Origin of the sequence: Vibrio sp. A11, from assembly GCF_013048705.1 — a bacterium.
Lineage (GTDB): Bacteria > Pseudomonadota > Gammaproteobacteria > Enterobacterales > Vibrionaceae > Vibrio > Vibrio metschnikovii.
This window is the reverse complement of sequence record NZ_VHSI01000002.1, coordinates 1-24,860: the sequence shown is the minus strand read 5'-3', so window position 1 is coordinate 24,860 and position 24,860 is coordinate 1. Positions and strand designations below refer to the sequence as shown.

The following is a 24,860-nucleotide window of genomic DNA, read 5'->3' as shown; positions in this document are numbered from 1 at the left end:
GGCAAAATTGTGGCACAGCTGAAAATTTGTACGGTAACTGTTTTGATTTTGATATGGTTACAAAGAGTGATTTTTATCACTCTTTGTATGATGGAGTATGGCTAGGCATGCGGGCGATGATCATGCCGGGCGTTAAGATTGGTGAAGGTGCCATTGTGGCGGCTAATAGCGTTGTGACCAAAGATGTTGCCCCTTACAGTATCGTCGTTGGCTCTCCTGCTCAGTTGGTCAAATATCGTTTTCAAGCGAACGTGATTGACGAGCTGCTGGCGTTGAAAGTGTACGATTGGCCAGAAGAGAAATTCGCGGCGCTCAAACCTTACCTGTGCGCATCGGATATGGCAAAACTTAAGCAAGCCATCATCTGTTATGAATCAGGGCAATGTAGCTAGTTATGTCTACTTGAATATCATCCCGAAATTACGTTCAAACAATACAAGATACAATGGTATTTTTTACGTAGTTATTATTAACGTGGGACTACAAACCTCACTATACCCTTCCGACTTGAAGCTGCAGGGGTGTTGGCTACGTTCGTTCGCCCCAATCACATAGTCTATCTATGCTCATGGGGACTCACTCACTTGCCGCCTACCTGCAACTCCAAGTTGTTTGGGTATAAGTCTTCTCTAGTGAGGTTTGTATCACTTCCAGAGTACCCTTAAAACACGGTTTACTCGTTATGTCTTCAGCCCCAATATGGTTCCAAATAGCACTAACCCTATCCCACAGGCTTGATTCAATCTATGCTTTACACCCAGCAGTAAAGCTTGCAGTTTCGGTGAGGTAAATAAGACCGCGACAATTGAAAACCAAATACCATGTAGCACAATCATGTATCCCCCATACATTAAGGCTAGATGTTGTGTTGCTGAGTCTGGGTCGATGACTTGGCTGAAAATGCTTAGGAAAAACAACATAGTTTTTGGATTGAGTACATTGCACAGAAACCCTTGTAAGAAAAATGGCCAAACTTGTTGAGTAGCTGTGTATTGGGGTGCATTGTTTTCTGGTTGGTGGGAAGAACTGAAAATTCCTTTTAAACCAAGATACACTAAGTACGCCGCTCCCAAGTAACGGATCAAACTAAATAACCATTCATTCTGTGAAATTAAATAACTGATCCCAAGCATGGAGTAGGCGATGTGTATTGAAATGGCTAGACTGATCCCGATGGCGCTATAAATCCCTGCTTGTCTACCTTGATTGAGACTATTTTTGAGCACTAGGACAAAATCTGCACCTGGACTCACAACAATAAGAACGCCTAATAAGGCAAGACTAAAAATCTCCATAGTTGTTCCTGTTTTGATGGTTTTTGATGATGCAATTGTAGGAAAACTAATGACAGACTATAATCGAAACAAATTCTTGTAACTGTGAGAAAATTTCACACATGAGGCATCTTAAAGCTTTTCATGTTTTCCATGTGGCTGCATTTTCGACGAGTTTTACTGAAACGGCAGATAAACTCAATATTACCCATGGTGCTGTCAGTAAGCAGATCAAAGTGTTGGAAAATTACCTCTCTTTACCTTTGTTTTATAAGCAAGGGCGGAACTTACTTCTTACTAAAGAAGGAAAGATACTCAAAGATCATACTCAGCAAGCCTTTGCCATACTAGAAAGTGGCGTAACTAAGCTTGTCCAAGAGAAAAATCGATGCTTAGAAGTGTCGTGCGAACCGACTTTAACCATGCGTTGGCTAATGCCTAGATTATCTACTTTCAATGACGAGAGTGATGCTGATGTGCGACTTTCGACCGCGGGAGGTCCTGTGACACTCGGTTCAACAGGACTTTCAATGGCAATTCGGCGGGATGATTTTGAGCCTTTGTATTTATATCCAAAAACTACATTGGTAGAGGAGTGGGTCGGTCCGGTGTTCTCCCCCGATTATTGGCAGCAAGTACAGGATGATTTGAGCACAGTGAAATTGCTACATAGTCATACTAGGCCTAATGCTTGGCGAGAGTGGATGATGAGTGTTGGACACTATGACATGAGAGATAATGCTGTACAATCTTTCGCTCATTTCTATTTCTGTATCCAAGCCGCCATCGATGGGTTAGGTGCAGTGATGGGCTCCTATCCTTTAGTCGTGGATGAGATTGAGCGTGGTAATCTTATTGCGCCCTTTGGATTTGTTAAGTCTGGATATAACTATATTCTACTGAGTCAAGAGAAAATGCTGTCAGAGCTTGAACTTAAGTTTCAGCATTGGCTACAGAAAGAGATGGGAGAGTGTGTGCCCACCCCATAAAAATAAAATCAAAATGTTTTAAAGAACACACTTTATAAAAGGAACATGGGCAACGGTAATCGTCAAAGGGTGTTATAAGTTTATGTGCGCTTTGGATTATGGTTAAACTTAAGCCAGCTGTCACTCGTGATCAAGCAGGAGCGCTTAGTTAGCTTTTATCTTTTTACAAGCGGTTCAAAATATTCACACATCGGATGGTAAGCAATCAATCTAAAAGAGAGAGCCACGTTGCTCTCTCTTTTAGATCCGGAAAAACAGGAAAGGGAGTTAATATTGATAACTAAGGTGTAGTTTAATTTCTCGCCCAAGTGCGGGTACACCATTCATCAAATAAGGCTCGTAGTAGCGGTCAGTCAAGTTTTTTATCACTAGACCTGTGCGTAGCCCTGCGACTGGTTTGACATCCCAGTGAAGGTAGATATCTTGCAATGTGTATTGACTGCTGGGCAGGTTAGATAACATGCTGTCCTTTTCGGTTTTGTTTTGAGCATCGTACCAGCGCACCTTCCATCCAGTGCGTAAACCGTCTATCCACTCATAACCTATGCCTAGGTTGATATTAAGAGGTGGTACATTGGGGCGGTTCTCATCGGCTCCCGTCGAATCTTTTAAACTGCCTTTATTTTTACCGCGAGCATAACTGGCTGAAAAGTCAGAATAGAAATTGCGCCAACGATATTGAGAAATCCAATCGAAACCATAAATTGTGTAGCCATCGAGATTAGTATTCCAGCTTTGTAACTTATCGCTTTCTTTGTCTAAGTTTACCCCTTGTCGATTGCTAACGTTATTATTGATATCGTTGAAAAATACCGTCAACTCTGTGGCGAGGGTACTATTATCACCAATGAGATCCTTGGTATTGTGAATGACACTTGCTTGATAAGCATGAATACGTGATACCTTTAAATCACGTGCTGTGGCGGGGGCGCTGGCCAGAGCAAACTGCACCGAATAGAGGTCATCAATGGTTGGTGCTTTGAGCGCATAGGCATAAGAGAAATTAAGCAGCGTATTTGGCGTTGATTGATAGTGCACTTCTAAACGAGGACTTAAACCTTGATGTGTAGTTTTGCTGTAATCATGTCCGGCATTCGGATCATTGTAATCGGGTGCCGAGTTACCTTCACCCTGACTTTCTATGTACTCATAGCGCAATGAGGGAATAATGCGCAGTGCATCGCTTAGGCGATAGTGATCGGCAACATACACGGCATAAGTGGATTGTTCACCTGATGGTTCAAAGTAGGGCGTATACCAACCATAGTTTTTCTCTGCTTTCGTTTTATAAGATGCATTATAAACGAGTGACTGACGAGCCGTTTTTTCATATTGTAGCCCTACCACCAGCTCATGATCGATAAAGCTCGATCGGTTGGAAATATCTAAGTAGTCGCGTTGATAACTGAGCCAAGATTCGTGCCCATAATTGCCAACGGAAACAAACATTTTTTCAAAGGCAATATCTGGCCGCACCCAATGACGTTCGTTTTTGGAACGCGCTGCGGTTAGTGTGAAGTCGATATAAGGATTAGAAGGAATAAAGCGGTATGACAAGGTGGTAGTATTGTCTTGGTAAGTATTATACGCCGTATTTGCGTACTGTGCCGCTTCAAGTGAACCATATTTTTTGATGTTGAAGTCAGAGATTTCTGGCATTTTTCCACGCCGGTTAGCCCAAGGTTTACGTCCCTCATCGCGGTAGCGTGTACTAATAATATTCAATTGATGATGATAGCTTTGATAACCCGTTTTCAATAGTAGATTGTTTTGTTCAAACGCTGAATAATCAACCGTTTCACCACCACCCACTTGTGTATCTTTAGAATCTTTGATTGAACCATTCGCTAAGAAATAAAAACCGGTATCAGTGCGTCCGTAGACACTTAAGGTTTGGCTATTTTCATTACCGTTGGTATTGTAACCGGTAGAAACACGAGTACCGAAGTTCTGTCCGTGGCCTAGGAGGTCATCAACCGTTTTCGTTTTAACGCGAATGGTCCCACCAAACTTACCATTGATTGCTCGGTAATCGTGAGTGCCTTTAATAATTTCTGTTTCGCCAATTAAGAATGGATCAAAAAAGAAGGTTCCATAGCGATACTGTTGAAAGCCGATCGGGGCACCGTCAACGTACACTGCAAGGTCGCTAGGGTCGCTGAAGCCATGAATATTAATCCGTTCACCTCCGGAGCGTGCCCCACCATCCAGTGTCGCGCCAGGCACTGATCCAACCAATTCTGCGAAGTTGGCGTATTGCTGTTCTTCAATCTGATCAAAATCAATAGTGGTTTGTGCGGGCTTAGCGATGGTGATCGGTTTGGCGTAACGTACACCAAGCACCTCAATGGATTCATCGGCTTTTTCAGTCGCGTGAAGAGGAATGCTGTGGAATACAACCAACGAGATTAAGCTTATTTTACAAGAAATAGGAAAATCAGTGAGCATGGTAACTATTTACTTTTGTCGTTATTATTAAAGCGACTGATTATAGGAACCTTTCCCCTTTCTGTAAATGCAATTGATATTTATTATCATTAATTTCTGGAGACTATTATACCGTTCTCCTAAAGGGTAAGCCGCGTTCAATAATTAAGATAAGCACTATAGCTCTCTTACACGTCATAGAGATACCACAATATCAAGTTTTAAACACAGCAAAACTACGTGCTAGTTGCTGACCGTTTTCCATCAACTGTTCACTTGCGGTAGCGACTTGATTGGCTTGTGCGGTAGCTTGGGTGCTATGCTCAGCAATCTGAGTTAAATTACGAGTAATTTCATTGGTGGCCTCAGATTGCTGGCTACTTGCACTAGCGATATGCTGGTTGAAAGCCAAGATCGTTTTAATCTGCGTTTCAATCTCATTGAGCATTTGCTGCGCCTGTTCTGCTTGTTGCTGAGTGACGTGTGATTGCTGTTGCGTTTGTGTCATCGATTGACAGACGTTTTGAGCTTTCTTTTGTAGGCCAGAAATGATTTGCTCAATTTCATTGGTACTGGCTTGGGTGCGAGTTGCTAAAGTCCGTACCTCATCAGCAACCACCGCAAAACCACGCCCTTGTTCACCGGCACGTGCTGCTTCAATGGCAGCGTTCAGTGCCAGTAAATTGGTTTGTTCAGCTACGCCGCGTATAACTTCCAATACTGCGCTGACTGATTGAGTCTCGCTGGCTAGCGCTTGTGTTTCTTGTTCGGTACGCGTCAACTGGTCGCGCAAATATTGCATTTCGGTTGAAGCTTGAGTGATCACTCGTTGCCCTTGATTCGCAGCTTGATTTGCATTGTGCGCCGATTGTTCTGCTTGATAAGCCGATTGAGCAACTTCTTGATTTGACACATGTAGTTGATTCATGGCGGAAGCAACGGTGTCGACAGCTTGGTGTTGCTCATAAGCTTTGCTTGAAGCGTTTTGCGCTACTTGGGTTAATTCCTTCGCTGAGCCAGTAACACTCTCGGTGATCGGGGTAATGTTTTGGATGATATGGCGAATTTTATTAGTGAAGAGATTGAACGCCTCACCAATTTGAGCCAGTTCATCTTTACCAGTGACTGTTAACTGGCGAGTAAGATCGCCTTCGCCTTGAGCAATGTCTTTGAGCCGAGCTAGTGTTTCCTCACAAGGTTGAGTAATGCTGCGCCCAATTAGACTGGCAAAGGCAAGTAAAAGAACTAGCGTTCCAATGATCCAAACAACAATCGAACTTAGTCGAGCCATTATTAGCGCATTTACATCATCGACATAGATGCCTGTGCCGATTACCCAGCCCCAAGGTTTAAATTGTTTAACATAGGAAATTTTATCTACTGGATAACTCGACCCTGGTTTTGGCCACTGATATTCGACGACTCCTTGTTGATTTTGCTGGGTTATATTAGCCATTTCTACAAAAAGGGCTTTTCCGTTAGGGTCTTTAAAATTGCGTAAACTCTGACCATTCATCTGGGGTTGCATTGGGTGCATGACCATAGTGGGATGCGTATCATTAATCCAGAAATAATCATTGGTTCCATAACGTAATTGAGCTATTGCTTTTTTTGCTGCATGTTGTGCCTGCTCAGTGCTAAGTGTGCCTTGATCTGCTTGCTGAGCATAATATTCCATTAAAGTATAAGCGCTCTCGACTAAGTACTGTGTTTGGGTTTGTTTTTCTCGCATCAGATCGGCTCGGTAGTCTTTGACCGTAATTGCAAAAGGTACGGCAAGCATGACCAGAATGATGGCAGTAAGTAAAAATAGACGATTACGGATAGAAAGTCGGCGCAGACTAACATAAGTCATAAACATCACTCCTTGATATATGACCAAATAATAATATGATTAAGATTTCATATTTATCTACAGTAACAAATGATACTGAGTTCTGTAAATTAGACCAAAGAAGTAAGTTTGTTAAGTTGTGTACAGTGTCTAGCTTTTATGCCAATCATGCATGAATACGTTGTTGTTAAAGAGGTTAATTTCAGCACTATAGATAAGGCAAGGGCGGTGAGACGTCACTGAAACGCAAGCCTTTAGTCATTTTAACTGTCTGTTATCCATTCAGCTTAAAGCTGTAGCCAAAGTTGTTTGGGTATATAGAGATGGTATTTTTTATCAAAACGCGGATAATCTTGCTAGATAACAAACAAAGAAGAAATAACCCATGACTAATTTTCAATATTACTTTCATCCACTCCCTTGTTTTAACTGTAAAAAAACCACAGTGAGTACTGATTTGGGTTGGTTAACGGCAACGATGAAAGAGGACGTATTAGCACAAGTGGCGACAATCACGGCGCAAGACAGCATCGAACCGGATCTTTCGGTTAAGGTGACGTGCACGAAAGACGAAGCGCGTGATTATTTGTTGCTTAACTTCTTTGGTTACTCTGAAGAAGAGCTTGCTGATCAAGTTGAAGCCGAAGATGAGCAAGAAGTGGCGGATGAGATCGCAGAGCTATTGGTCGAGGGTAGCGAGTCGATTGACTTTGAACACGAAATCGCCCTACAAAGTTGTACTAATTGTGATATTGATGACGAGTAAAATTCAGCACTAATTGACGTATCATCCATCATCTTATCTTGACTTAAGGCGTTAGCAGCACAATGCGTTGCGAACGCTTTTTTCTTCTTAAACGATTTGTATTTTTAGAAACCGTTAGCGTCATTAAACGTTATGTTATATCAATGATCTAAGGTAATAGATCCTACGTAGAACTTGATAGTGAACAATTACCAAATCAAGGAATGGCTTAATGTTTTCAATATTTAAATCTGACCCAACCAAAAAGCTCAGAAAGCAACATGCTCTGAAGCTCGAAAATGCGATGCTGGCGCAGAGAAAAGGGGATATTCGTACTTACTCGCAGCTCACCTTTGAAGCGGATGAGATGTACAAGCAGATTGAGCGTCTAGAAGCTGAACAAAAGTAATACTGAGAGCGCTTTAGTACCCAGTACTTAATCGCCTCTTTCTAATGCTAATAAGCCTGCTTTGCGCTCTATACCTCCCGCATAGCCCGTTAGTTTGCCATTTTTTCCAATCACTCTATGGCAGGGAACGATAATGGAAAGTGGATTTTTTCCGTTGGCTAATCCTACCGCTCTGACGGCTTTCGGGTTACCGATTGCTTCAGCCAACTGTTGATAGCTCCATGTCTCGCCATAAGGAATTTTGCCCAATGCTTGCCAAACCGATCGCTGGAATGGTGTTCCTGTGGCGGCTAAAGGCAAACAAAATTGGGTGCGCTGGCCAGCAAAATATTCCTCTAGCTGTTGTATGGTATCGATAAGTAGCGGGCAGTGTGCGGACTCGATACCTAAGTCTGTTGGCATGGTGGTTTCGGTAGCAAACCAAGCGCCCAATAATCCTTGTCGACAAGCCTGTAGCGTCATGACTCCAAAAGGGCTTTGGTAATAGGTAAAAGTATTCATGGTAGTGACAGCCTCGATGTGGTGTTCAGTCTTAGGTTGATGATTTTTCTTTGTTTAGTTTATCCATTACCCACAAACATACGAGTTATTTTTATTCCTTAATGCCTTCCTGTCGCTACCTATGGTAAAGAAAGTGTGTTCCAAAAGCGTTCAGTCTTTTTCTCACAAGTCACAAAAAAAAACCATTCATAAGTTATCCCCCTGTTCTATGCTGATAGTAATAATAAAAACAATACGGCTTAATTTATTTTCGTTGATAAAGACAAAGAGGCAGTGTTATGACTATCAACAATACTATGAAGCTCGTATTTGCTGTGATTGGTGCGGGTATTATTATCAGTGTATTGACCGTACTACAGCTTAATGGATTAATGCACCAAGTCGAACATATGGCGCAAGTTCGTTACCAATCCTATCAAGCGGCAGATGAACTTCGTCAAAGCTCTGATGATTTAACCCGTTTAGGACGTACTTATGTCGTCACCGGTGATGAAAAGTACGAAAAAATGTATATGGATATTTTAGATATTCGTAACGGGAACAAACCCCGCCCAGAAAATTACCACACCATTTATTGGGATCTTGTTTTACAACATGGTCAAAAACCTAAACGAGATGGTAAGGCTATTTCGCTTAATCAAATGATGAGTGATTTAGGCTTTACTGAACAAGAGTTTCGCTTACTGAGAGAAGCTCAAGCTAACTCCGATGCCTTAGTCAATATGGAAGTCAAAGCCATGAATGCGGTTAAAGGACTGTTTGCTGATGCGAGTGGGAATTATACCGTCAGAAGAGCGCCGGATCGTAATATGGCCATCGAGTTATTACACAGTAATCAATACCATCAAGAAAAAGCCAAAATCATGGCTCCAATTGATAAGTTTTTTACTGAACTGGAGAATCGTACCAGTCAACAGATGGATGAGGCCGCACAGAAAGTAAAAAATACGGTGTTGATCGGTAATATCTCATTAGTGATTGTCTTTGTGATTGCCATTCTTGGCTACTTCATTGTCAATCGTAAGGTCGTGAAACCGATAGACAGCATGGCAACCTTGCTCCAAAAAGTCGATAAGGATTCAGATTTAACCCTACGAGTGGATGATAAGAGTAATAATGAACTCGGGATCATTGGTTCGACTATCAACAAAGTCTTGGTTAGTTATTCTTCGACCATTACCAAAATTAACCAAGTTAACCATACTATCTCTGCTATCTCAGACACGATTCGTGATGTGACTGAGCAAAATGCAAAAGTGGCGAATCAGCAGAGCCAAGAGCTAGAAATGGCGGCTACCGCTATGGAAGAGATGACCTCGGCACTGTCTACCGTTGCTGAAAGTACTACGATGGCTGAGCAGTACGCCGGTAGTGCAGAAAAAGAAGCCAGTACCAGTAAGCAGGTATTTGATAAAACGACTCATGAGTTTGGTGAGCTGGAAAGCGAATTTACCAAAACGTCTGAGGTGATTCAGCAATTGGCTAATGAATCGAATAATGTTGGTAATGTGCTTGACGTCATTAAGGCTATTGCCGAACAAACCAACTTACTAGCATTGAATGCGGCGATTGAGGCGGCTCGTGCCGGTGAGCAAGGGCGTGGGTTTGCGGTGGTCGCTGATGAAGTTCGCTCTCTTGCCCAGCGAACTCAACAGTCAACGGGTGAAATTGAAACCATGATTTCTGCGCTGCAAGAAAAAGCAGAGCAGTCTACCAAAACCATTCGTTCCAGTGCCGATAAAATGCAATCGACACGCACGAATATGTTGAAGCATTGGGTACCATACAAAACTCGGCCATTGAAATCCATAAGCTTAATACCTCTATTGCCTCGGCAACGGAAGAGCAGTTAACAGTGAGTGATGAGATATCGAGTAATCTCAGTAATATTAAATCACTATCTTCTGATATGAATATTGCCATCAATCAACTTGGTCCAGTGGTTAGGGATTTGCAGCACAATGTTGATGATTTAAATGCTGCGATTAAACATATTCGAACTTAATAAGTTGATGCATAAGCCTATTAATCATATTGACCCTCATAAGAGGGTCGATTTATAAACAGATAGAGAGTGTTTCATTTGATTTTTAATCATTGGTGAGCTTTATTAAGCTCGATGATATTAAAGAGTGCTGTATTTATTTTTCCGGTTTCTTCACCGTTGAATAACAAAAAATAGATAAAGGAATTAGCCATGTCACAACAACAAAAATTCCGTTTAGTCACGAGAAGTGACTTTGATGGTTTGGTGTGCGCTGTATTGCTCAAACAGCTTGAGTTGATTGATGAGATTAAGTTTGTACACCCGAAAGATATGCAAGATGGACTGATAGAGATTACCGAACACGATATTGTTACCAATTTACCTTATGTTAAAGAAGCGCATATGGTGTTTGACCATCATTTATCAGAAACCATTCGTAATCAAGGCGCTCGACCTAATCATGTTATTGACCCGAATGCACCTTCTGCCGCGCGTGTAGTATGGGATCATTATGGGGGGAAGTCCGTATTTCCAGAACGATGGATAGAGATGATGGCGGCGGTTGATAAAGGCGATTCGGCTCAATTTACTCGCGATGAAGTGCTCGATTCTCAAAGTTGGAACTTATTAAATTTCTTGATGGATGCTCGCACTGGGCTCGGCCGATTCAAAGAGTTTCGAGTATCCAACTATAACTTAATGATGAATTTGATTGAGAATTGTCGTACCCAAAGTATTGAGCAAATTTTGGCTCTGCCTGATGTTCAGGAGCGGGTAGAGCTTTATCGCGAGCATGAAGTCAAATTTAAAGAACAGATTCAACGTTGTGGAAAAGTCTATCGCAATCTTGTTTTATTGGATTTAACCAATGAAGAGGTGATTTACGCTGGTAATCGGTTCATTATTTATGCGCTCTTTCCTCACTGTAATATTTCGATTCACAAAATGTGGGGTTTTCAACAGCAGAATATTGTTTTTGCTACTGGTAAATCGATTTTTGATCGTAGTTCCAAAACCAATGTTGGTGCGTTAATGCTCAAATACGGTGGCGGCGGTCATCATGCTGCTGGAACGTGTCAAATTCCCTTATCTGAAGCAGACCGTGTACAAGAAGAATTGATCAAACAAATTAATTTAGACGGTTAGATTTGTCTCTGGAAAATAACAAACAGGGTACTCAGTACCCTGTTTGTTTTATTAATATTAGAGATTAACAGCCATTACGAGACAGCCAGTTATAGGCGGCTCTCGCTTGAACAATCCCCCAACCGTAGAGATTATCTCTACCCGCAGCCCCTCGATCTAAAGCAGTCTGATTCAAGGATTGACGGATTCGCTCTGGTCGACATTGTGGGAAGTGGCTCCAAACCAGCGCTGCGACACCCGCAACGTGAGGTGATGCCATAGAAGTACCACTATAACTTAAATAGCCGCCATTATTACCAGTTGATAGTACCCCAACTCCTGGTGCCGAGAGTTCAACTTGTGAATTGGCCTGTGAAAAGTTAGCTCGATTGCCATTTGAGTTAACCGCTGCTACTGAGATTACCGCGTCATAGGAAGCTGGGTAGGAAAAACGGCCACTTCCATCATTACCTGCTGCAGCAACTAAGAGCATCCCTTGTTGGTAAAAGTTACGCATTGCGTTTTGTTCGGTTACGCTGCCTTGGCTACCACCCAAACTCATATTCACCACATGACTGCCTGCGCTTTGACAAGATTGGATAGCTTGAATCAAGTCCGAAGCACGAGTCCAGACACCGGAATCGTTAAAAATTTTTACGTTGTGTAGGCCGACTAAGCCAGACGGTAAGACCCCGACGACCCCCACATTATTATCCAGAGCGACAATCGTTCCCGCGACATGAGTTCCATGACCATTACCATCAGTGAACCATGAGCCATGGCCAGAGAAAGTGCTGCCTGTGACTCCAGCGCTCGGTAGATCAATATGGTTGCGAAGATACCCCGAGTCGATGACGCAAACTTTACGATTAGCTGCATAGACGTCAGAGAGTTGATCGGCTTGTACCATACGGATTCCGTATGGCGTTTGCTGTGCGTAAGGTTCAATCTCTGCATCGAATAAGTAACGTATTGGATCAACTTCGATCATCGCCACATCAGGATTATCGAGCAATTGCTTAGCTTGACTTGGCGTCATTTCAACCACAGAAGTATGTAATGACTCGAGGTGATTGATTACGGTTACTTGCTCTGTGCTTAATATATCAGCGGCTTTTTGCAGTGAGAAGTCAGTTTCCGTTAAGCCGTTTTGACTCATCCGCATAGGCCCGCTGGTTGCCCCAGGCACGTAGGTAACAAAATAGCGTTGTTCTGTTTGATGATTTTCAACAGCAACAGAGGGGGTAAAACTCGGTACTTCTTGATCCTTGAGCTGAGATGCAACTGCCAGTGAGATTGATGTTGGCAATAATAATCCAGCCAGTACTGTACGTTTGACATTTTTCTTAAACATTTTTTTATCCTTGTAAAATGTTAGTGGCGAATACCACCCATCAAGGATCATAACAATGGCAGTCATTCGCCAGTTTTACCGTTTATTAATAAAGCTATTATTAGGCAGGTAAATGTGTTTGTTTTTATTTACCATATTGTTAATGGTTGGTTAATTTTATGATATTGATAGATTATTAAGTAAATAAAACTGTACGTTTTTTGGTCTTATTGATTTACGGCATGGCGATTTGTAATGATTATTTATCCATTATAAATCGCATAAATATCTATGAAATGGCAGCAAAAAACCGAAAGCAAAGCTTTCGGTTTTAGGGAAACGAAATACTGAGATTAACGAGTGGGGTAAATGGTTAAAGGCTCTAACGTGACCAGTGCGTTATTGGTTGTTCCTGGATGGTCGATGTAAGGCTTGTCTTGTTGAATGGTATAGAAAACATCAACAAAGTCATCATCGTTAGTCAGCAGGCCGCTCGGGATAGCATCGATAATTTTACCAGTGATATTAGCAATCACTGAATATCCTTGAGCTTCTAGATCAGGAATTGACTGTAGGACTTTTTCTGCCGCTTCAACTAACAGTTTGGCTAGCTCTTTGTAGTCGGTACCACTGTCTTGCTCCATTAATACAATATCAACCGCTCCCCAACGATAGCGCGACCAATGGATCATCACTTGGTTAGGATAGTAATCGATCTTGTCATAATCTAAATAAGGCATATCAACCACATCAATCGTCGGTTTATCACGACTAGGATCAACGCCTGTAACGAGAGCATAAATCTCAGCTTTACCTAAAATCCAAGGCTCTTTGTCATCTTCAAGACGAATTTTCTTCAATACCGTGGTTGAAAGTGGTTGGCTTTCGGATTTATTCGACACATTGAGGTTACGTGCTTGAGATGTAGACAGGAGATCGTCAGATTGATTGATAGGCTGTTGCCCCAATTTTTGCAATTCCTGACGCATAGCTTGTAAGCCTGCCTGTAGCGATTTTGCGCTGTTATTGTCTACAACAAATACAGGAAAACTTGGTAACTGATAGACATCCAGTTGGTGGGTATTACCATAGATATCAAATGCTTCAATAAACTGCCATGTTTGCTCATTACCTTTGGGTTCAAAGGCGAATAATGGCAGTTGCCCTTGTTGTAGATCTTTGAGCATAGTACCGTCAGCTAAACGAAGCTCTAATAACTCATCGGTGAATGCCTCTATACCTTGTAACGTACGAATCGTTTCATCCGCTTGTTTAACACGAGATCTTAATGTTGGGTTTTGGCCGTCACTCACTAAATCGGCAATTGAAACACTTAAATAGTCATTATTCAGTGTGCTTTGTAGTGAGTTTGAATATAAATTATAATGTTGACTTAAATAGTAGGCGATATCGCGTTTTTCATTACTGATAGCATCAGCGCGCTGTTGAGCGCGTAAAGCACTATCATCTTCGGATTTACAACCCAGTAGGGCAAGGGCTAGTCCGGCAATTAGGATTATTTTTTTTATCATAAGAAGCTCTTTATCGCAGCAAATAAAACGGGGGTTTCGCGGTGAATTTAACATAATGATTGACTCCGTCAATCATATTGGCCAAGCAAATATTGAACGAAGATCAAGCATTAGACTTTTAGCTCTAAAATGTCCATTTAAATCAAATCTCTAACCTGAAAATTTTTCATGTTGTATTTGAAGCTTATTCACTATGATCTTGCTCACAGTATGCTTCAATGCTTGAACCAATAAAGCAGTATGGATACAAGATCATGAGCACATTTACCCTTCTTGATGGCGGCATGGGCCGCGAATTAAAACGCATTGGCGCGCCGTTTTCCCAGCCGCTATGGAGTGCCCAAGCGCTGATTGAATCCCCAGAGTATGTTCGTATAGCCCACCAGAGTTTTATTGATAGTGGTGCCGATATTATTACCGTCAATAGTTATGCTTGCGTGCCCTTTCATTTAGGCGAAGCACTGTATCGCAGCGATGGTGCAAGATTAGCCCGTTTAGCGGCGCACATTGCCGCTGAGGTTGCACAGCAAGCGCCACATGCCGTGCAAGTGGCAGGCTCAATTCCGCCAGCAATGGGTAGCTATCGCCCCGATCTGTTTCAAGTGCAGCCAGCACAAGCGATCACCCAAACCCTGTATGCGGCTCAAGAGCCTTATGTTGATATTTGGATTGCCGAGACCATTGCTAGCTTAGAAGAGTTGAGCATGATTCAACAGGTCTTAGGGCAATCAAGTAAGCCTTGTTATTACTCGTTTACTTTGCAAGATGATGGCGATGTGGCGCTGCTGCGTTCTGGAGAGTCGGTATCGGATGCGGCTCAGCAAGTTGCTGCGGCAGGAGGGGCAGGGATGTTATTCAACTGTTCAGTACCTGAAGTGATGGCGGATGCTATTTCGCAAGCGAAAAATGTGTTGAATGGAGATCAAACCGGTATCGAGATCGGGGTGTATGCCAATAGCTTTGCGCCGATTAAAGCGCAACATGCGGCTAATCAAACCGTTCAGGCGATGCGTGAGTTCAGCGCGCAAGATTATGTTGAGTTTGCCAAGCAGTGGTATGAACTAGGCGCAACCGTGATTGGTGGCTGCTGCGGTATTACCCCAACCCATATTCGTGCTTTACAGGATTGGAGGCAGGCGCTTGAAAAATCTTAACTATGGCTTGGCTTTCCCGGCGATTATTTTGGTCTTGGTATTACTGACCGTTTCAGCCCTTTATCCTGCCAACTCACAAGCCATGGCCGGACAAGCGATGGCGTGGGTCAGTCATTGGTTTGGCTGGTTGGTGCAACTAGCCAGTTTGGCGTTAGTCGGCTTTTTACTCTGGCTCGCCTTTTCCAAACATGGCCAAATCCGTCTGGGTGATGAAAAAACCGAATACAGCAATTTTTCTTATGGTGGGATGATATTCACCGCTGGTGTTGGTGCATCCTTGATTTACTGGGCGATTGGTGAGCCGATGTATTACCTACAATCGCCGCCGTTATTTGCCGAGGCGAATAGTTACCCAGCCGCGGCTTGGGCTGTGACCTATTCTATTTTCCATTGGGGGATCACTGGCTGGGCAATTTACTGTTTCCCCGCGATTCCTTTTGCCTATGCTTTTTATGTGCAGAAAAGGCGCACTTTAAAAGTGTCGAGTTTATGTTCATCCGTGGTCGGCAATCATCCGCTGGTCAGCAAAAGTATTGATCTGTTGTCGATTTTTGGCACGCTGGCTGCTTTTGCTAGCTCATTGGCGTTAACCGTGACGCTGGTGAGTACTGGGGTTGCCGATTTATTGGCGATCAATAACAGCCTTGGTCTTCAAGGGATTATTATTGCGTTGTTTGTTAGCTCATTAGTCGCGGTGATGTTAGTGGGCTTTAATCAAGGCATTAATCAAATTTCAAACTGGACAGTGACCTTGGCGATTGTGTTTGCGCTGTTTGTTCTGCTGGTCACTCAGCCTGCTTTCATCGTTAATAATTTTACTGATTCATTAGGGGTGATGCTAGATAGCTTTTTTAGAATGTCTTTGTGGACCGATCCGGTTCAGCAAAGTGGCTTTGCTGAAGGTTGGACGCAATACTATTGGTTTTGGTATTACGCTTATTTGATCATGATGGGGCTCTTTATCACCCGTATTTCACGCGGTCGTACTATTCAAGAGGTGATCCTTTATACCCTTTCGATGGGCGCTTTAGGCTGCGCATTTTTCATCTCTATTTTCGGTGGTTATGCAGTATGGGCGCAAATGCTAGGTGGCTTACCCGTTCAAGCGTGGATGGTGGAAGGGGGATTAACCTACGCTGTGGTCGCTTTGATCAAAACTTTACCCGGCGGTGGCTGGATCCTCGCTTTGTTTTTAATCATCCAATTTTTCTTAATGTTGACCACCATGTCGAGCGCCAGTGTCGCTACGGCGATGTTAACCACCAATCAACTTGAACTGAATGGAGATCCGGATAATCGAGTGAAGCTACTTTGGGCGGCGGCCATTGGTTTGATCAGTCTCAGTGTATTTTTAGCAGGCGGCGGCATAGAGACCATTAAATCACTGTGTGTGGTTGCCGGTCTGCCGATGATGTTTATCTATGCCATTATGTTAAAAGGCTTTTTACATACGTTAGGCATTTTACCCAGCCACAGTGAAGCAGAAACGGTAACCGAGCGCCAGATTGTGCTTAGTAAAGCGGAGTAATCGCCGTAAGAATACCAGCCAGAGTAGGAGTTATACTGGCTGGTATCGTTTCTACTTGATTGCTAATATACCCTTCCTACTTGAAGCTGCAAGGGGGCTATGTTCGTTCACCCCAATCATAGAACCTGTCTATGCTCATGGGGATGAACTCACTTGCCGCCTATCTGCAACTCAAAGTGGTTTGGGTATAGTATTGTTGATTATTGAGTTTGCAAACTCATACTTTTCAATTCAATAAAATGCGTGGAAAGCGGCTTGAAATTTATCTCGACATAACTACGCTGCTCCGTTACCACCAGTGTGAGCGGTTGTTGGTTGAGATGATCGATTAAGGCATATTCTCCCTCGCTCAATTGCCAATGTTTAATCAGCTCTTGGGGTAAATGCAGTGGTACGGTTTTACTTTCCGTGGCGCTAAAGTTAGCCGCTATAATTAATTTTTGCTCAGGACAAGAGCGAGCAAAGGCAAACAGCGTATCTTGTTGCTCTGCAAAATGTGGCCAATTCTCGGCGTATAAATCGTGATAATCGCCCATCAGCGCTGGACTGTTTTTAGCTAAGTTGAGTAGCTGGCAGTAAAATTGACGTATCTGACGCTGCTTATCACTTAACTGCCCACCATCAAATCGACCATGATTAAGCCATTTTTGATGCTCAGGTACGCCAATATAGTCAAAAATAGAGGTGCGTGACGGCTGACCAAATCCAGCCTGTTCCGCTCCTGGCTCTCCCACCTCTTGACCAAAATAAATTAGGGTCGGCGCACTGGATAAACAGGTAGAGATCAGCATCGCTGGTCGCCCTTGTTGAGCATCACCGGCAAACTCAGCCGAGGCAATGCGTTGTTCATCGTGATTTTCTAAAAAATGCAACATATGATGTTCAATATCACGCATTTGATGCTCAATGCTGCCAATGATCGCGGTTGATGCTTTGCCCTGCATGATGGCTTTTAACCCATCGTATAAATCGACTTTATCGTACAAATAATCCATTTTGCCTAACTGAATATAATCACGGTAAAGCTCAGGTTGATAGACTTCGGCCATTAAAAATGCATTAGGGTTAACGTGCTTGATCGCTGAGTTCATAAAACTCCAAAACTCAATCGGTACCATCTCCGCCATGTCATAACGAAACCCATCCACGCCTTGCTCTAGCCAGTAGAGGGCAATATCACGAAACTTAAGCCACGAGTTTGGCACCGACTGCTGCTGCCAAAAAGTAAAATGCGCTTGATGAGAAAGCCAGCGATAGGATTCGGGGAGTTCGGCGAAGTCTTTCTCTCCACTAGGGGTAACGCCGTAATTAATCTTTACCGTTTCATACCAATCGTCTACATTCGGTTTGGCCTGCCGCGAGCCATTGCCGGTCCATTTGGCTGGAAATTCTTGATAAGGCTCTGCTAGGAGTGGATGATTTTCACCCCCTAATGGCACTAAGTGGTCGGGCAGATCGGGCATTTGAAACGCCTGATTGGGTAGGTAATAAAAATTATTGTCTCTTGCATACTCAAGTTGAGTATTATCACTTTGTCCGAAGTCTTCGACGCCGGGGGGATTGTTTAATCCTTGATAGTGTCGCGCCACATGGTTCGGGACAATATCAATAATAACTTTTAAGCCAGCCTGATGTGAGCGTTGAATTAAGGCCAAAAACTCTTGGTTACGTTGCGCGGGGTTATCGGCCAAATCGGGATTGACTGAGTAATAATCTTTCACCGCGTAAGGCGAACCTGCGCGTCCTTTGACTACGCTTGGGTGATCATCACTGATGCCAAACCGGCGATAGTCGGCCACTAGAGCATGATGATGAACACCGGTATACCAAATATGCGTTGCCCCCAATTGAGCAATTTCTTGCAAGGCTTTCATCGTAAAATCATTAAATTTACCCACTCCGTTTTGCGCTTTTGTGCCCCAAGGGATATTGGCGGTTTGCGTATTACCAAATAGACGAGTAAATACTTGATAAACGCTAATTTTTGAAGAGGAATATTCTGGATGCATCGTCTAAAACCTAACTGATATCAATAAGAAATCGCTTAAGGGTAGACAATGGTTTGATAATGCAACTCATCCCTTACTCAGCAATTTAGGGCGTAGATCGAAGGGAGAGTGAAAAAGTGTGAACGAAGTTAAGCTATACGAATGAACTGAATGGTTGTTGCTATGGCCTGCTGGTGATTATAGCAAGCCACAGAAATCGAGAATTAAACCCCAGCGCGTTTCAGTAGTCCGGCCATCAGTGGCGAGCTGGATTTCACTTGTTTAGATTTATTTTGTAGGCTTTTCACTAGCTGCGGCTGATTAATGCTTTTGGCAATATAAGCCATGGCCTGATAAAAACCGGCAGCAGAGTTGATTTTGGCTTTATCATTGAGGGGTGCCAGCAGCTGAACCATCGCCGTACCACTCATGCCATTATCGATAGCGTGTTGCTGAACGGCATCCAACAAATGATCCAAATCGGCTAACGCTTCGGTGCTTTCTATCCCTTGTTTTTGCATTTCTTTGCGGTTGCGCTTGCGAATTTGTTTGATCACAAAGGCAGGTTGGTTAATCTTTTTAAAACCAAAATAACCAGCGGCCACGACAAGAACTAGCCCACCGACCACATAACCCCAGATAGAGCCAGAAGAAGATTCAACCATAGGTTGAATGGCATCAATACTGGTTGCGATATCAGACATACATATTCCTTACTTTAGAGAAAACTTAACTATTAGGAGGGTAGTTAAGTGTGAAAAGACCATCATTGACTGACCTGCAAGGTGTTGCTTTGCGTTTTATCAACAATAGTGCAAAAGGCAGCCTTGGTTATATCATTTAATCGGCGCAATGTGATCGTTTCACGTTGAAAATTAAGCGGACAGTGACGACTCACGCACGATCAACTGGCCAAGATAGGTATGATGCAACGACGTCACTGGCTGCTTATTAGCAAGCATCACCGCGCATTGTGTCGCCGCCTGAGTTAACTCGACGATCGGCAGCGCCACGGTTGATAAACTTGGAATGGCATACGCGGCAGCGGGTTCGTTATCAATACCAATCACGGCAATATCTTGTGGTACGCGCTGGCCGTGCTCATGTAAAGCGCGAATGGCGCCAATCGCCATATCATCATTACAGGCAAAAATCGCACTAAAGTTTACGCCACGAGTGAGTAGCTGCTGGGTAGCATGGTAGCCCGAGCTAAGACTATTATCGCCAGCGACGATTAAATCAGGGTTAGGTTCAATATCAGATTGCGCGAGTTGCTGCTGATAAGCGGCTAAGCGGAGTTGCCCAGTTTCACTGTTGAGCGGTGAAGTAAGACAAGCAATCGCTCGATGGCCAAGGGTTAATAAGTGCTGCATAGCAAGGGTAGCTAATTGAGTTTGATCTAAGCCAAAGCTTGCTAATGTTGAAGTGGAAAAGCGTCGATTCAACACGACCAATGGAATGGCGTGTTCGTGTTGCCACTGGCTCAGCTCGGTTTCGCTTAAATGACGGCTATAGATCATAATTGTGTCGCAGCGTTGATTCGCCAATGTTTGCAGCGCTTCTCGCTCACCTTGGGCGCTATTTTTACCATTGACTACCAGCAATTTTTTGCCTGCTTGCTGAGCCCCTTGTTCGGCATGATGCAGAATGCTACCAAAATAGCTGCTTTGAAAATGCGGCAAACTTAAACCAATCGCATGCGAGGTATTGGTGGCCAGCGCTTGCGCTAAGGTATTGGGTTGATAACCGAGTTGTTGCATGGTAGCAAGAACCGCTTGGCGGGTAGACTCTTTAACTTGGCCATTGCCGTTCAGCACTCGTGACACCGTCGCTTTAGACACTCCGGCGGCTTTACATACATCATTAATGGTGGCCATGACGACAATTACTCCTAACTGATCCTGCCCTTTGTTACTTGAGTGTGCAAAGGGCAGGTGAGTGTAGCGTGTTATTCATCTCAGCTCTATACCCTTCCTACTTGCCGCCTAGCGGCAACTTCAAGTGGTTTGGGTATCGATGCAATTAAATAATTTGTCCGTTACTGGCAATCACTTGCTGGTACCAGTAAAAGCTTTTTTTCTTCGAGCGCGCCATGGTCCCAGTGCCATCATCGTGCTTATCGACATAGATGAAGCCATAACGTTTTTTGTATTCACCGGTGGTAAAAGACACGCAATCAATACAGCCCCAAGGGGTGTAACCCATCACCTCAACACCATCGTAGTTAATGGCGGTCGCCACCGCTTTGATGTGCTCGCTGAGATAGTTAATTCGATAATCATCATTAATTGAACCATCCGCTTGCACTTCATCAATCGCGCCAAGGCCATTTTCGACAATAAAAATTGGCTTTTGGTAACGCTCATACAGTTCAGATAAGGCAACACGTAAACCGTCGGGATCGATTTGCCAGCCCCAATCTGACGCGGGTAGATATGGATTGAGACGGCTATTTTCAAACAAGGAGGTGGTTTGTCCTTCCTCTTTCTGGGTTGAGACAATATTGGTCATGTAGTAGCTGATCGCGAGGTAATCAGCGCAGCCTTCACGTAAAATTTGCTCATCCCCAGCGGCCATTTCGATTTGGATATTTTTACGTTGCCATTCTTTAATCAAATAACTTGGGTAGTAGCCACGTACTTGAACGTCACTAAATAGATACTTTTCGCGCATCAGCTCTTGTGCGAGCAACACGTCTTCTGGACGACAAGTAGCTGGGTAGAGCGGCATGATGTGGATCATGCTACCGATTTTAAAATCAGGGTTTATCTGATGGCCTAATTTGACCACTTGCGCACTGGCAACAAATTGATGGTGCAGCACTTGGTACATCATCTGTTCAGGATTTGGGTAATCGGTGTAGATCATCCCTGAGTTACAATATCCCCAAATCGGCAGTTTCCAGTTACGCTGATTGTTAATTTCATTAAAAGTGATCCAGTATTTGACTTTGTGCTGATAGCGCTCCATCACGGTCTGGCTAAATTTCACAAAAAAGTCGATCACTTGGCGATTCGCCCAACTGCCATAGTGTTTCACTAAGTGATTCGGCATTTCGAAATGCGAAAGGGTGATGACCGGTTCAATGCCGTATTTCAATAGCTCATCAAACAGATCATCATAAAATTGCAGCCCAGCTTCGTTAGGTGTGGCTTCATCGCCGTTCGGAAAAATCCGCGTCCAAGCAATCGATGTGCGAAAGCATTTAAAGCCCATCTCAGCAAATAACGCGATATCCTCTTTATAACGTCCATAAAAATCAATCGCTTCATGGTTAGGATAAAACTGATCGGATTCTACGCTATCGGTGATTACTCGCGGTACTTCATGCGCCCCTTTAGTCAGCACATCAACCACACTCACGCCTTTACCGTCTTTGTTCCAGCCACCTTCTACTTGGTGAGCCGCCACTGCGCCGCCCCAGAGAAAATCTTTCGGAAAACTGTACTGTGTCATAGGTTACCCCTTAATCATCTTATTAGAAACATGCTTAACCTGTGGCTAGTCTAGATCGTTTTTTACTCAATTGGAACCGGTTTCTGTAACCGGTTCCAATTTTTTCTGTTCGGTGTGAACTTTGCCGTGAAGCGCATAGAAATGATGCACAGGCCCATGGCCTTTACCTACCTGTAACTGGTCAGCATGTAAGATGGCTTGCGAGATATAATGCTTTGCTCGCGTTACGGCTTGCTCAAGGCTTAAGCCTTGCGCGAGGTAAGAAGCGAGCGCTGCAGAAAGGGTACAACCTGTACCATGAGTATTGCTGGTGTGGATTCTTCGCCCTGAAAAACACCTTACCTGCGAGCCGCAGATCAGCCAATCGTGACTATTTACTGATGCAGTAAAATGGCCACCTTTAAGCAGCACCGCTTGGCTTGGCAAAGCTTGTAATGCGGTGATGATCTCATCAAGTTGCTGGTCGTGTTTTGGCATCGGACAGCCAGTTAATACCACGGCTTCGGGTAAGTTGGGGGTAATAACCGTGGCTAATGGTAATAACTGCTGTTTTAAGTTATTGACGGCTTGTTCGGCAAGTAACGCATCACCGCTGGTGGCGACCATTACCGGATCTAACACGATAATCTTTGGTTGATAGTGACGGAGTTTTTCAGCCACGATATGGATAATCTGGCTATCAGCCAGCATACCAATTTTTACCGCGGCCACGGTAAAGTCACTAAAAATCGCATCCAGTTGACTGGCAATGTGTTCAATGGCAATCGGCAAAATTGCCGTTACTCCAAGGGTATTTTGTGAGGTGATGGCGGTAATGGCGCTACAAGCATAGCTACCAGTGGCGGAAATGGCCTTGATATCGGCTTGGATCCCGGCGCCCCCGCCGCTATCTGAGCCAGCAATGGTTAATACGATTGGGATGGGTGAAATAGCAGACAAGCTGTTGGTCATGACAGGCTCCTATACATGACGTATAGGAACTGACCAATGACGACCAATATGGTCGAAGCTAAATCATCGTATACACATTGATGCTAGTGGTATGCGAAGGCTGTGTCATTGGTTGCCATAGTTCCCTACGTCAGTGCTAACTGAATCAGGTTCAACGGGTCTCGCAATGCGATCTCAGCCTTAAGGCTCCCCGACTATAGTGGTGCATATCCTGCCGACTTAACGCGACAGGGTTATTGGATAGGTCCCCTTTTAGCGACAATTTTAAGCCACTTGGATAGACTGATTGATTTTATAACAAGCATTAAGATAACAATCAATCCAATCAGTCCCTGTGGGATAAATAAAAATGCCCACTCAAGGAGTGGGCAAAGCGTAAGATTAACGGTTGATGGTTTGTCGCGTAATCGATGTTCAAAGCGACTTAATAATTTTTGCCGTTAAGGGGGATACCTTACGCGTTAGCACGAGCACCTAGTTTTGCTTTTTCACGCATACCGAGCAACAAGGTGAGGGCAAATGACGCAACAAAGGCGATGACCATGCCGACCACGTAGTAGCCAATTTTATCAGGACTGATGGAGATAATACCCGGTAAACCTGCCGCACCTAAAGCGTGTGCTTTTACGGTAAATAAAGTAATAAATGCACTGGCGATGGCTGCACCGCAAATCGCTGCGATAAACGGATAACGTAGCTTTAAGTTAACCCCGAACATCGCTGGTTCTGTAATACCTAATAACGCGGTGACGCCAGAGGGGACCGCTATCCCTTTCATTTTAGTCTCTTTGGTGGTCAATCCTACGGCTAAGGCAGCAGCACCTTGCGCCACATTGGACATGGCAGCGATAGGGAAAATAAACGTACCACCAGTGATAGCGATATCTACCAAAAGCTGAGTTTCAATCGCAATAAAGCTATGGTGCATACCTGTGATTACAAATGGAGCATAAACGAAGCCAAATAGTGCGCCGCCGATAAAGCCCGCTGATTCATACAACCAGTTTAAGCCATCGCCTAATAGGAATCCGACATCACGAGTTAAAGGACCGACGACAGTAAAGGTCAGGAAACCAGTGATAAAAATGGCCAGCATGGGCGTTAATAGGTTATCAAGCACCGAGGGGATGATTTTTCTTAACCCGTTTTCTACTTTAGCTAGAATAAAAGTCGCGACGAGTACCGGTAATACTGAGCCCTGATAGCCAACTTTCTGGATTTCTAAGCCTAAAATATTCCAAGTAGGAATATCACCAGTTAATGAAGCGCTACCAAATCCCCAGCCATTGAGAAGATCAGGGTGAACCATGAGCATACCCAAAGCTGCGCCAAGGAAAGGATTACCGCCAAATTTACGTGACGCGGAAAAAGCCAGTAAAACCGGTAAATAAACAAAAGGGGCGTTGGCGAAGGTATTGATCATACTCGCTAAATCGGCCAGACCTGGATTGGCGTCAATCAGTGATTGCCCTTCGATAAATAAACCCTGTGCCGTTAATAACCTGAACTCTGGATAAGAAACTGAGCTGGCAGAGGAACTAATTGCTCGTTCCCCGATCTGATCATTCGACCAAAAGGAACAGATACCTCCAAGGAAAGAGCATGGACAAATTAATTGAAACCTTCT

The 24,860-nt window shown here is 43.7% G+C and carries 18 protein-coding genes, 2 pseudogenes and 1 riboswitch; of the genes and pseudogenes, 8 read left to right on the top strand and 12 right to left on the bottom strand.

Features of this window, described 5'->3' with window-relative positions; translation table 11 throughout:
• Positions 1–89: 89 nt before the first annotated feature.
• A pseudogene (locus FKQ60_RS02600) lies at positions 90–392 on the top strand (CatB-related O-acetyltransferase); the annotation flags it as partial.
• 288 nt (positions 393–680) lie between these two features.
• On the opposite strand, the gene FKQ60_RS02595 reads toward FKQ60_RS02600, so the two are convergent.
• The gene (locus tag FKQ60_RS02595; protein ID WP_170905983.1) at positions 681–1,295 is read right to left on the bottom strand and encodes a LysE family transporter; all 615 of its coding nucleotides are present in this window, start codon (positions 1,293–1,295) and stop codon (positions 681–683) included.
• A gap of 101 nt (positions 1,296–1,396) precedes the next feature.
• Here FKQ60_RS02595 and FKQ60_RS02590 point away from each other — a divergent pair, with 101 nt between their 5' ends.
• A complete protein-coding gene (locus tag FKQ60_RS02590; protein ID WP_004395516.1) occupies positions 1,397–2,263 on the top strand; it encodes a LysR family transcriptional regulator in 867 nt (288 codons plus the stop codon).
• A 267-nt stretch (positions 2,264–2,530) separates the two neighbouring features.
• Here the strand turns inward: FKQ60_RS02590 and FKQ60_RS02585 are convergent, their stop codons facing one another.
• Positions 2,531–4,711: a TonB-dependent receptor gene (locus FKQ60_RS02585; protein WP_170905982.1), complete on the bottom strand. Its 2,181-nt coding sequence runs from the start codon at positions 4,709–4,711 to the stop codon at positions 2,531–2,533.
• A 193-nt stretch (positions 4,712–4,904) separates the two neighbouring features.
• The gene (locus FKQ60_RS02580; RefSeq protein ID WP_004395514.1) at positions 4,905–6,545 is read right to left on the bottom strand and encodes a methyl-accepting chemotaxis protein; all 1,641 of its coding nucleotides are present in this window, start codon (positions 6,543–6,545) and stop codon (positions 4,905–4,907) included.
• 364 nt (positions 6,546–6,909) lie between these two features.
• Here FKQ60_RS02580 and FKQ60_RS02575 point away from each other — a divergent pair, with 364 nt between their 5' ends.
• Together FKQ60_RS02575 and FKQ60_RS02570 are read left to right on the top strand one after the other, a co-directional pair.
• Complete coding sequence (locus FKQ60_RS02575) at positions 6,910–7,290, top strand: hypothetical protein (protein ID WP_158138238.1); 381 nt, start codon at positions 6,910–6,912, stop codon at positions 7,288–7,290.
• Positions 7,291–7,501: 211 nt separating this feature from the next.
• Positions 7,502–7,678, top strand: a complete 177-nt coding sequence (locus tag FKQ60_RS02570) for a DUF6435 family protein (protein ID WP_161438460.1) — start codon at positions 7,502–7,504, stop codon at positions 7,676–7,678.
• Positions 7,679–7,705: 27 nt separating this feature from the next.
• Here FKQ60_RS02570 and FKQ60_RS02565 read toward each other — a convergent pair whose 3' ends face one another.
• On the bottom strand, positions 7,706–8,179 hold the full coding sequence (locus FKQ60_RS02565; RefSeq protein WP_158144034.1) for a methylated-DNA--[protein]-cysteine S-methyltransferase: 474 nt from the start codon (positions 8,177–8,179) through the stop codon (positions 7,706–7,708).
• A 278-nt stretch (positions 8,180–8,457) separates the two neighbouring features.
• On the opposite strand from FKQ60_RS02565, the pseudogene FKQ60_RS02560 reads away from it, so the two are divergent.
• Both FKQ60_RS02560 and FKQ60_RS02555 read left to right on the top strand, forming a co-directional pair.
• Positions 8,458–10,184: pseudogene (locus FKQ60_RS02560) on the top strand (methyl-accepting chemotaxis protein).
• A gap of 192 nt (positions 10,185–10,376) precedes the next feature.
• Positions 10,377–11,312, top strand: coding sequence for a hypothetical protein (locus FKQ60_RS02555; RefSeq protein WP_004395509.1), 936 nt, complete (start codon positions 10,377–10,379; stop codon positions 11,310–11,312).
• Positions 11,313–11,376: 64 nt separating this feature from the next.
• Here the strand turns inward: FKQ60_RS02555 and FKQ60_RS02550 are convergent, their stop codons facing one another.
• Both FKQ60_RS02550 and FKQ60_RS02545 read right to left on the bottom strand, forming a co-directional pair.
• Positions 11,377–12,645, bottom strand: a complete 1,269-nt coding sequence (locus tag FKQ60_RS02550; protein ID WP_170905981.1) for a S8 family peptidase — start codon at positions 12,643–12,645, stop codon at positions 11,377–11,379.
• Positions 12,646–12,977: 332 nt separating this feature from the next.
• On the bottom strand, positions 12,978–14,156 hold the full coding sequence (locus tag FKQ60_RS02545; protein ID WP_170905980.1) for a DUF3103 domain-containing protein: 1,179 nt from the start codon (positions 14,154–14,156) through the stop codon (positions 12,978–12,980).
• 254 nt (positions 14,157–14,410) lie between these two features.
• On the opposite strand from FKQ60_RS02545, the gene FKQ60_RS02540 reads away from it, so the two are divergent.
• Positions 14,411–15,310, top strand: coding sequence for a homocysteine S-methyltransferase family protein (locus FKQ60_RS02540; protein WP_170905979.1), 900 nt, complete (start codon positions 14,411–14,413; stop codon positions 15,308–15,310).
• Positions 15,297–16,838 carry a BCCT family transporter gene (locus tag FKQ60_RS02535; protein WP_170905978.1) on the top strand — a complete coding sequence of 514 codons (1,542 nt, stop codon included), beginning with the start codon at positions 15,297–15,299 and terminating at the stop codon, positions 16,836–16,838. The genes FKQ60_RS02540 and FKQ60_RS02535 overlap by 14 nt, the downstream gene beginning before the upstream one ends.
• A 200-nt stretch (positions 16,839–17,038) precedes the next feature.
• Here the strand turns inward: FKQ60_RS02535 and FKQ60_RS02530 are convergent, their stop codons facing one another.
• The 6 genes from FKQ60_RS02530 to FKQ60_RS02505 all read right to left on the bottom strand — a co-directional run.
• On the bottom strand, positions 17,039–18,847 hold the full coding sequence (locus FKQ60_RS02530) for an alpha-amylase family protein (RefSeq protein ID WP_004395504.1): 1,809 nt from the start codon (positions 18,845–18,847) through the stop codon (positions 17,039–17,041).
• A 203-nt stretch (positions 18,848–19,050) separates the two neighbouring features.
• A complete protein-coding gene (locus tag FKQ60_RS02525; RefSeq protein WP_004395503.1) occupies positions 19,051–19,530 on the bottom strand; it encodes a hypothetical protein in 480 nt (159 codons plus the stop codon).
• A 171-nt stretch (positions 19,531–19,701) separates the two neighbouring features.
• Positions 19,702–20,703 (bottom strand): LacI family DNA-binding transcriptional regulator, encoded by a 1,002-nt coding sequence (locus FKQ60_RS02520; RefSeq protein WP_115152716.1) that lies wholly within the window; start codon positions 20,701–20,703, stop codon positions 19,702–19,704.
• Positions 20,704–20,848: 145 nt separating this feature from the next.
• Positions 20,849–22,282, bottom strand: coding sequence for a 6-phospho-beta-glucosidase (locus tag FKQ60_RS02515; protein ID WP_040904390.1), 1,434 nt, complete (start codon positions 22,280–22,282; stop codon positions 20,849–20,851).
• Positions 22,283–22,348: 66 nt separating this feature from the next.
• Positions 22,349–23,233 (bottom strand): bifunctional hydroxymethylpyrimidine kinase/phosphomethylpyrimidine kinase, encoded by an 885-nt coding sequence (thiD, locus tag FKQ60_RS02510; protein ID WP_004395501.1) that lies wholly within the window; start codon positions 23,231–23,233, stop codon positions 22,349–22,351.
• A 105-nt stretch (positions 23,234–23,338) separates the two neighbouring features.
• Positions 23,339–23,436: riboswitch (TPP riboswitch) on the bottom strand.
• A 251-nt stretch (positions 23,437–23,687) separates the two neighbouring features.
• Positions 23,688–24,860 (bottom strand): maltose/glucose-specific PTS transporter subunit IIC (locus FKQ60_RS02505; protein WP_170905977.1); only part of this gene is annotated, 1,173 nt, incomplete at its 5' end.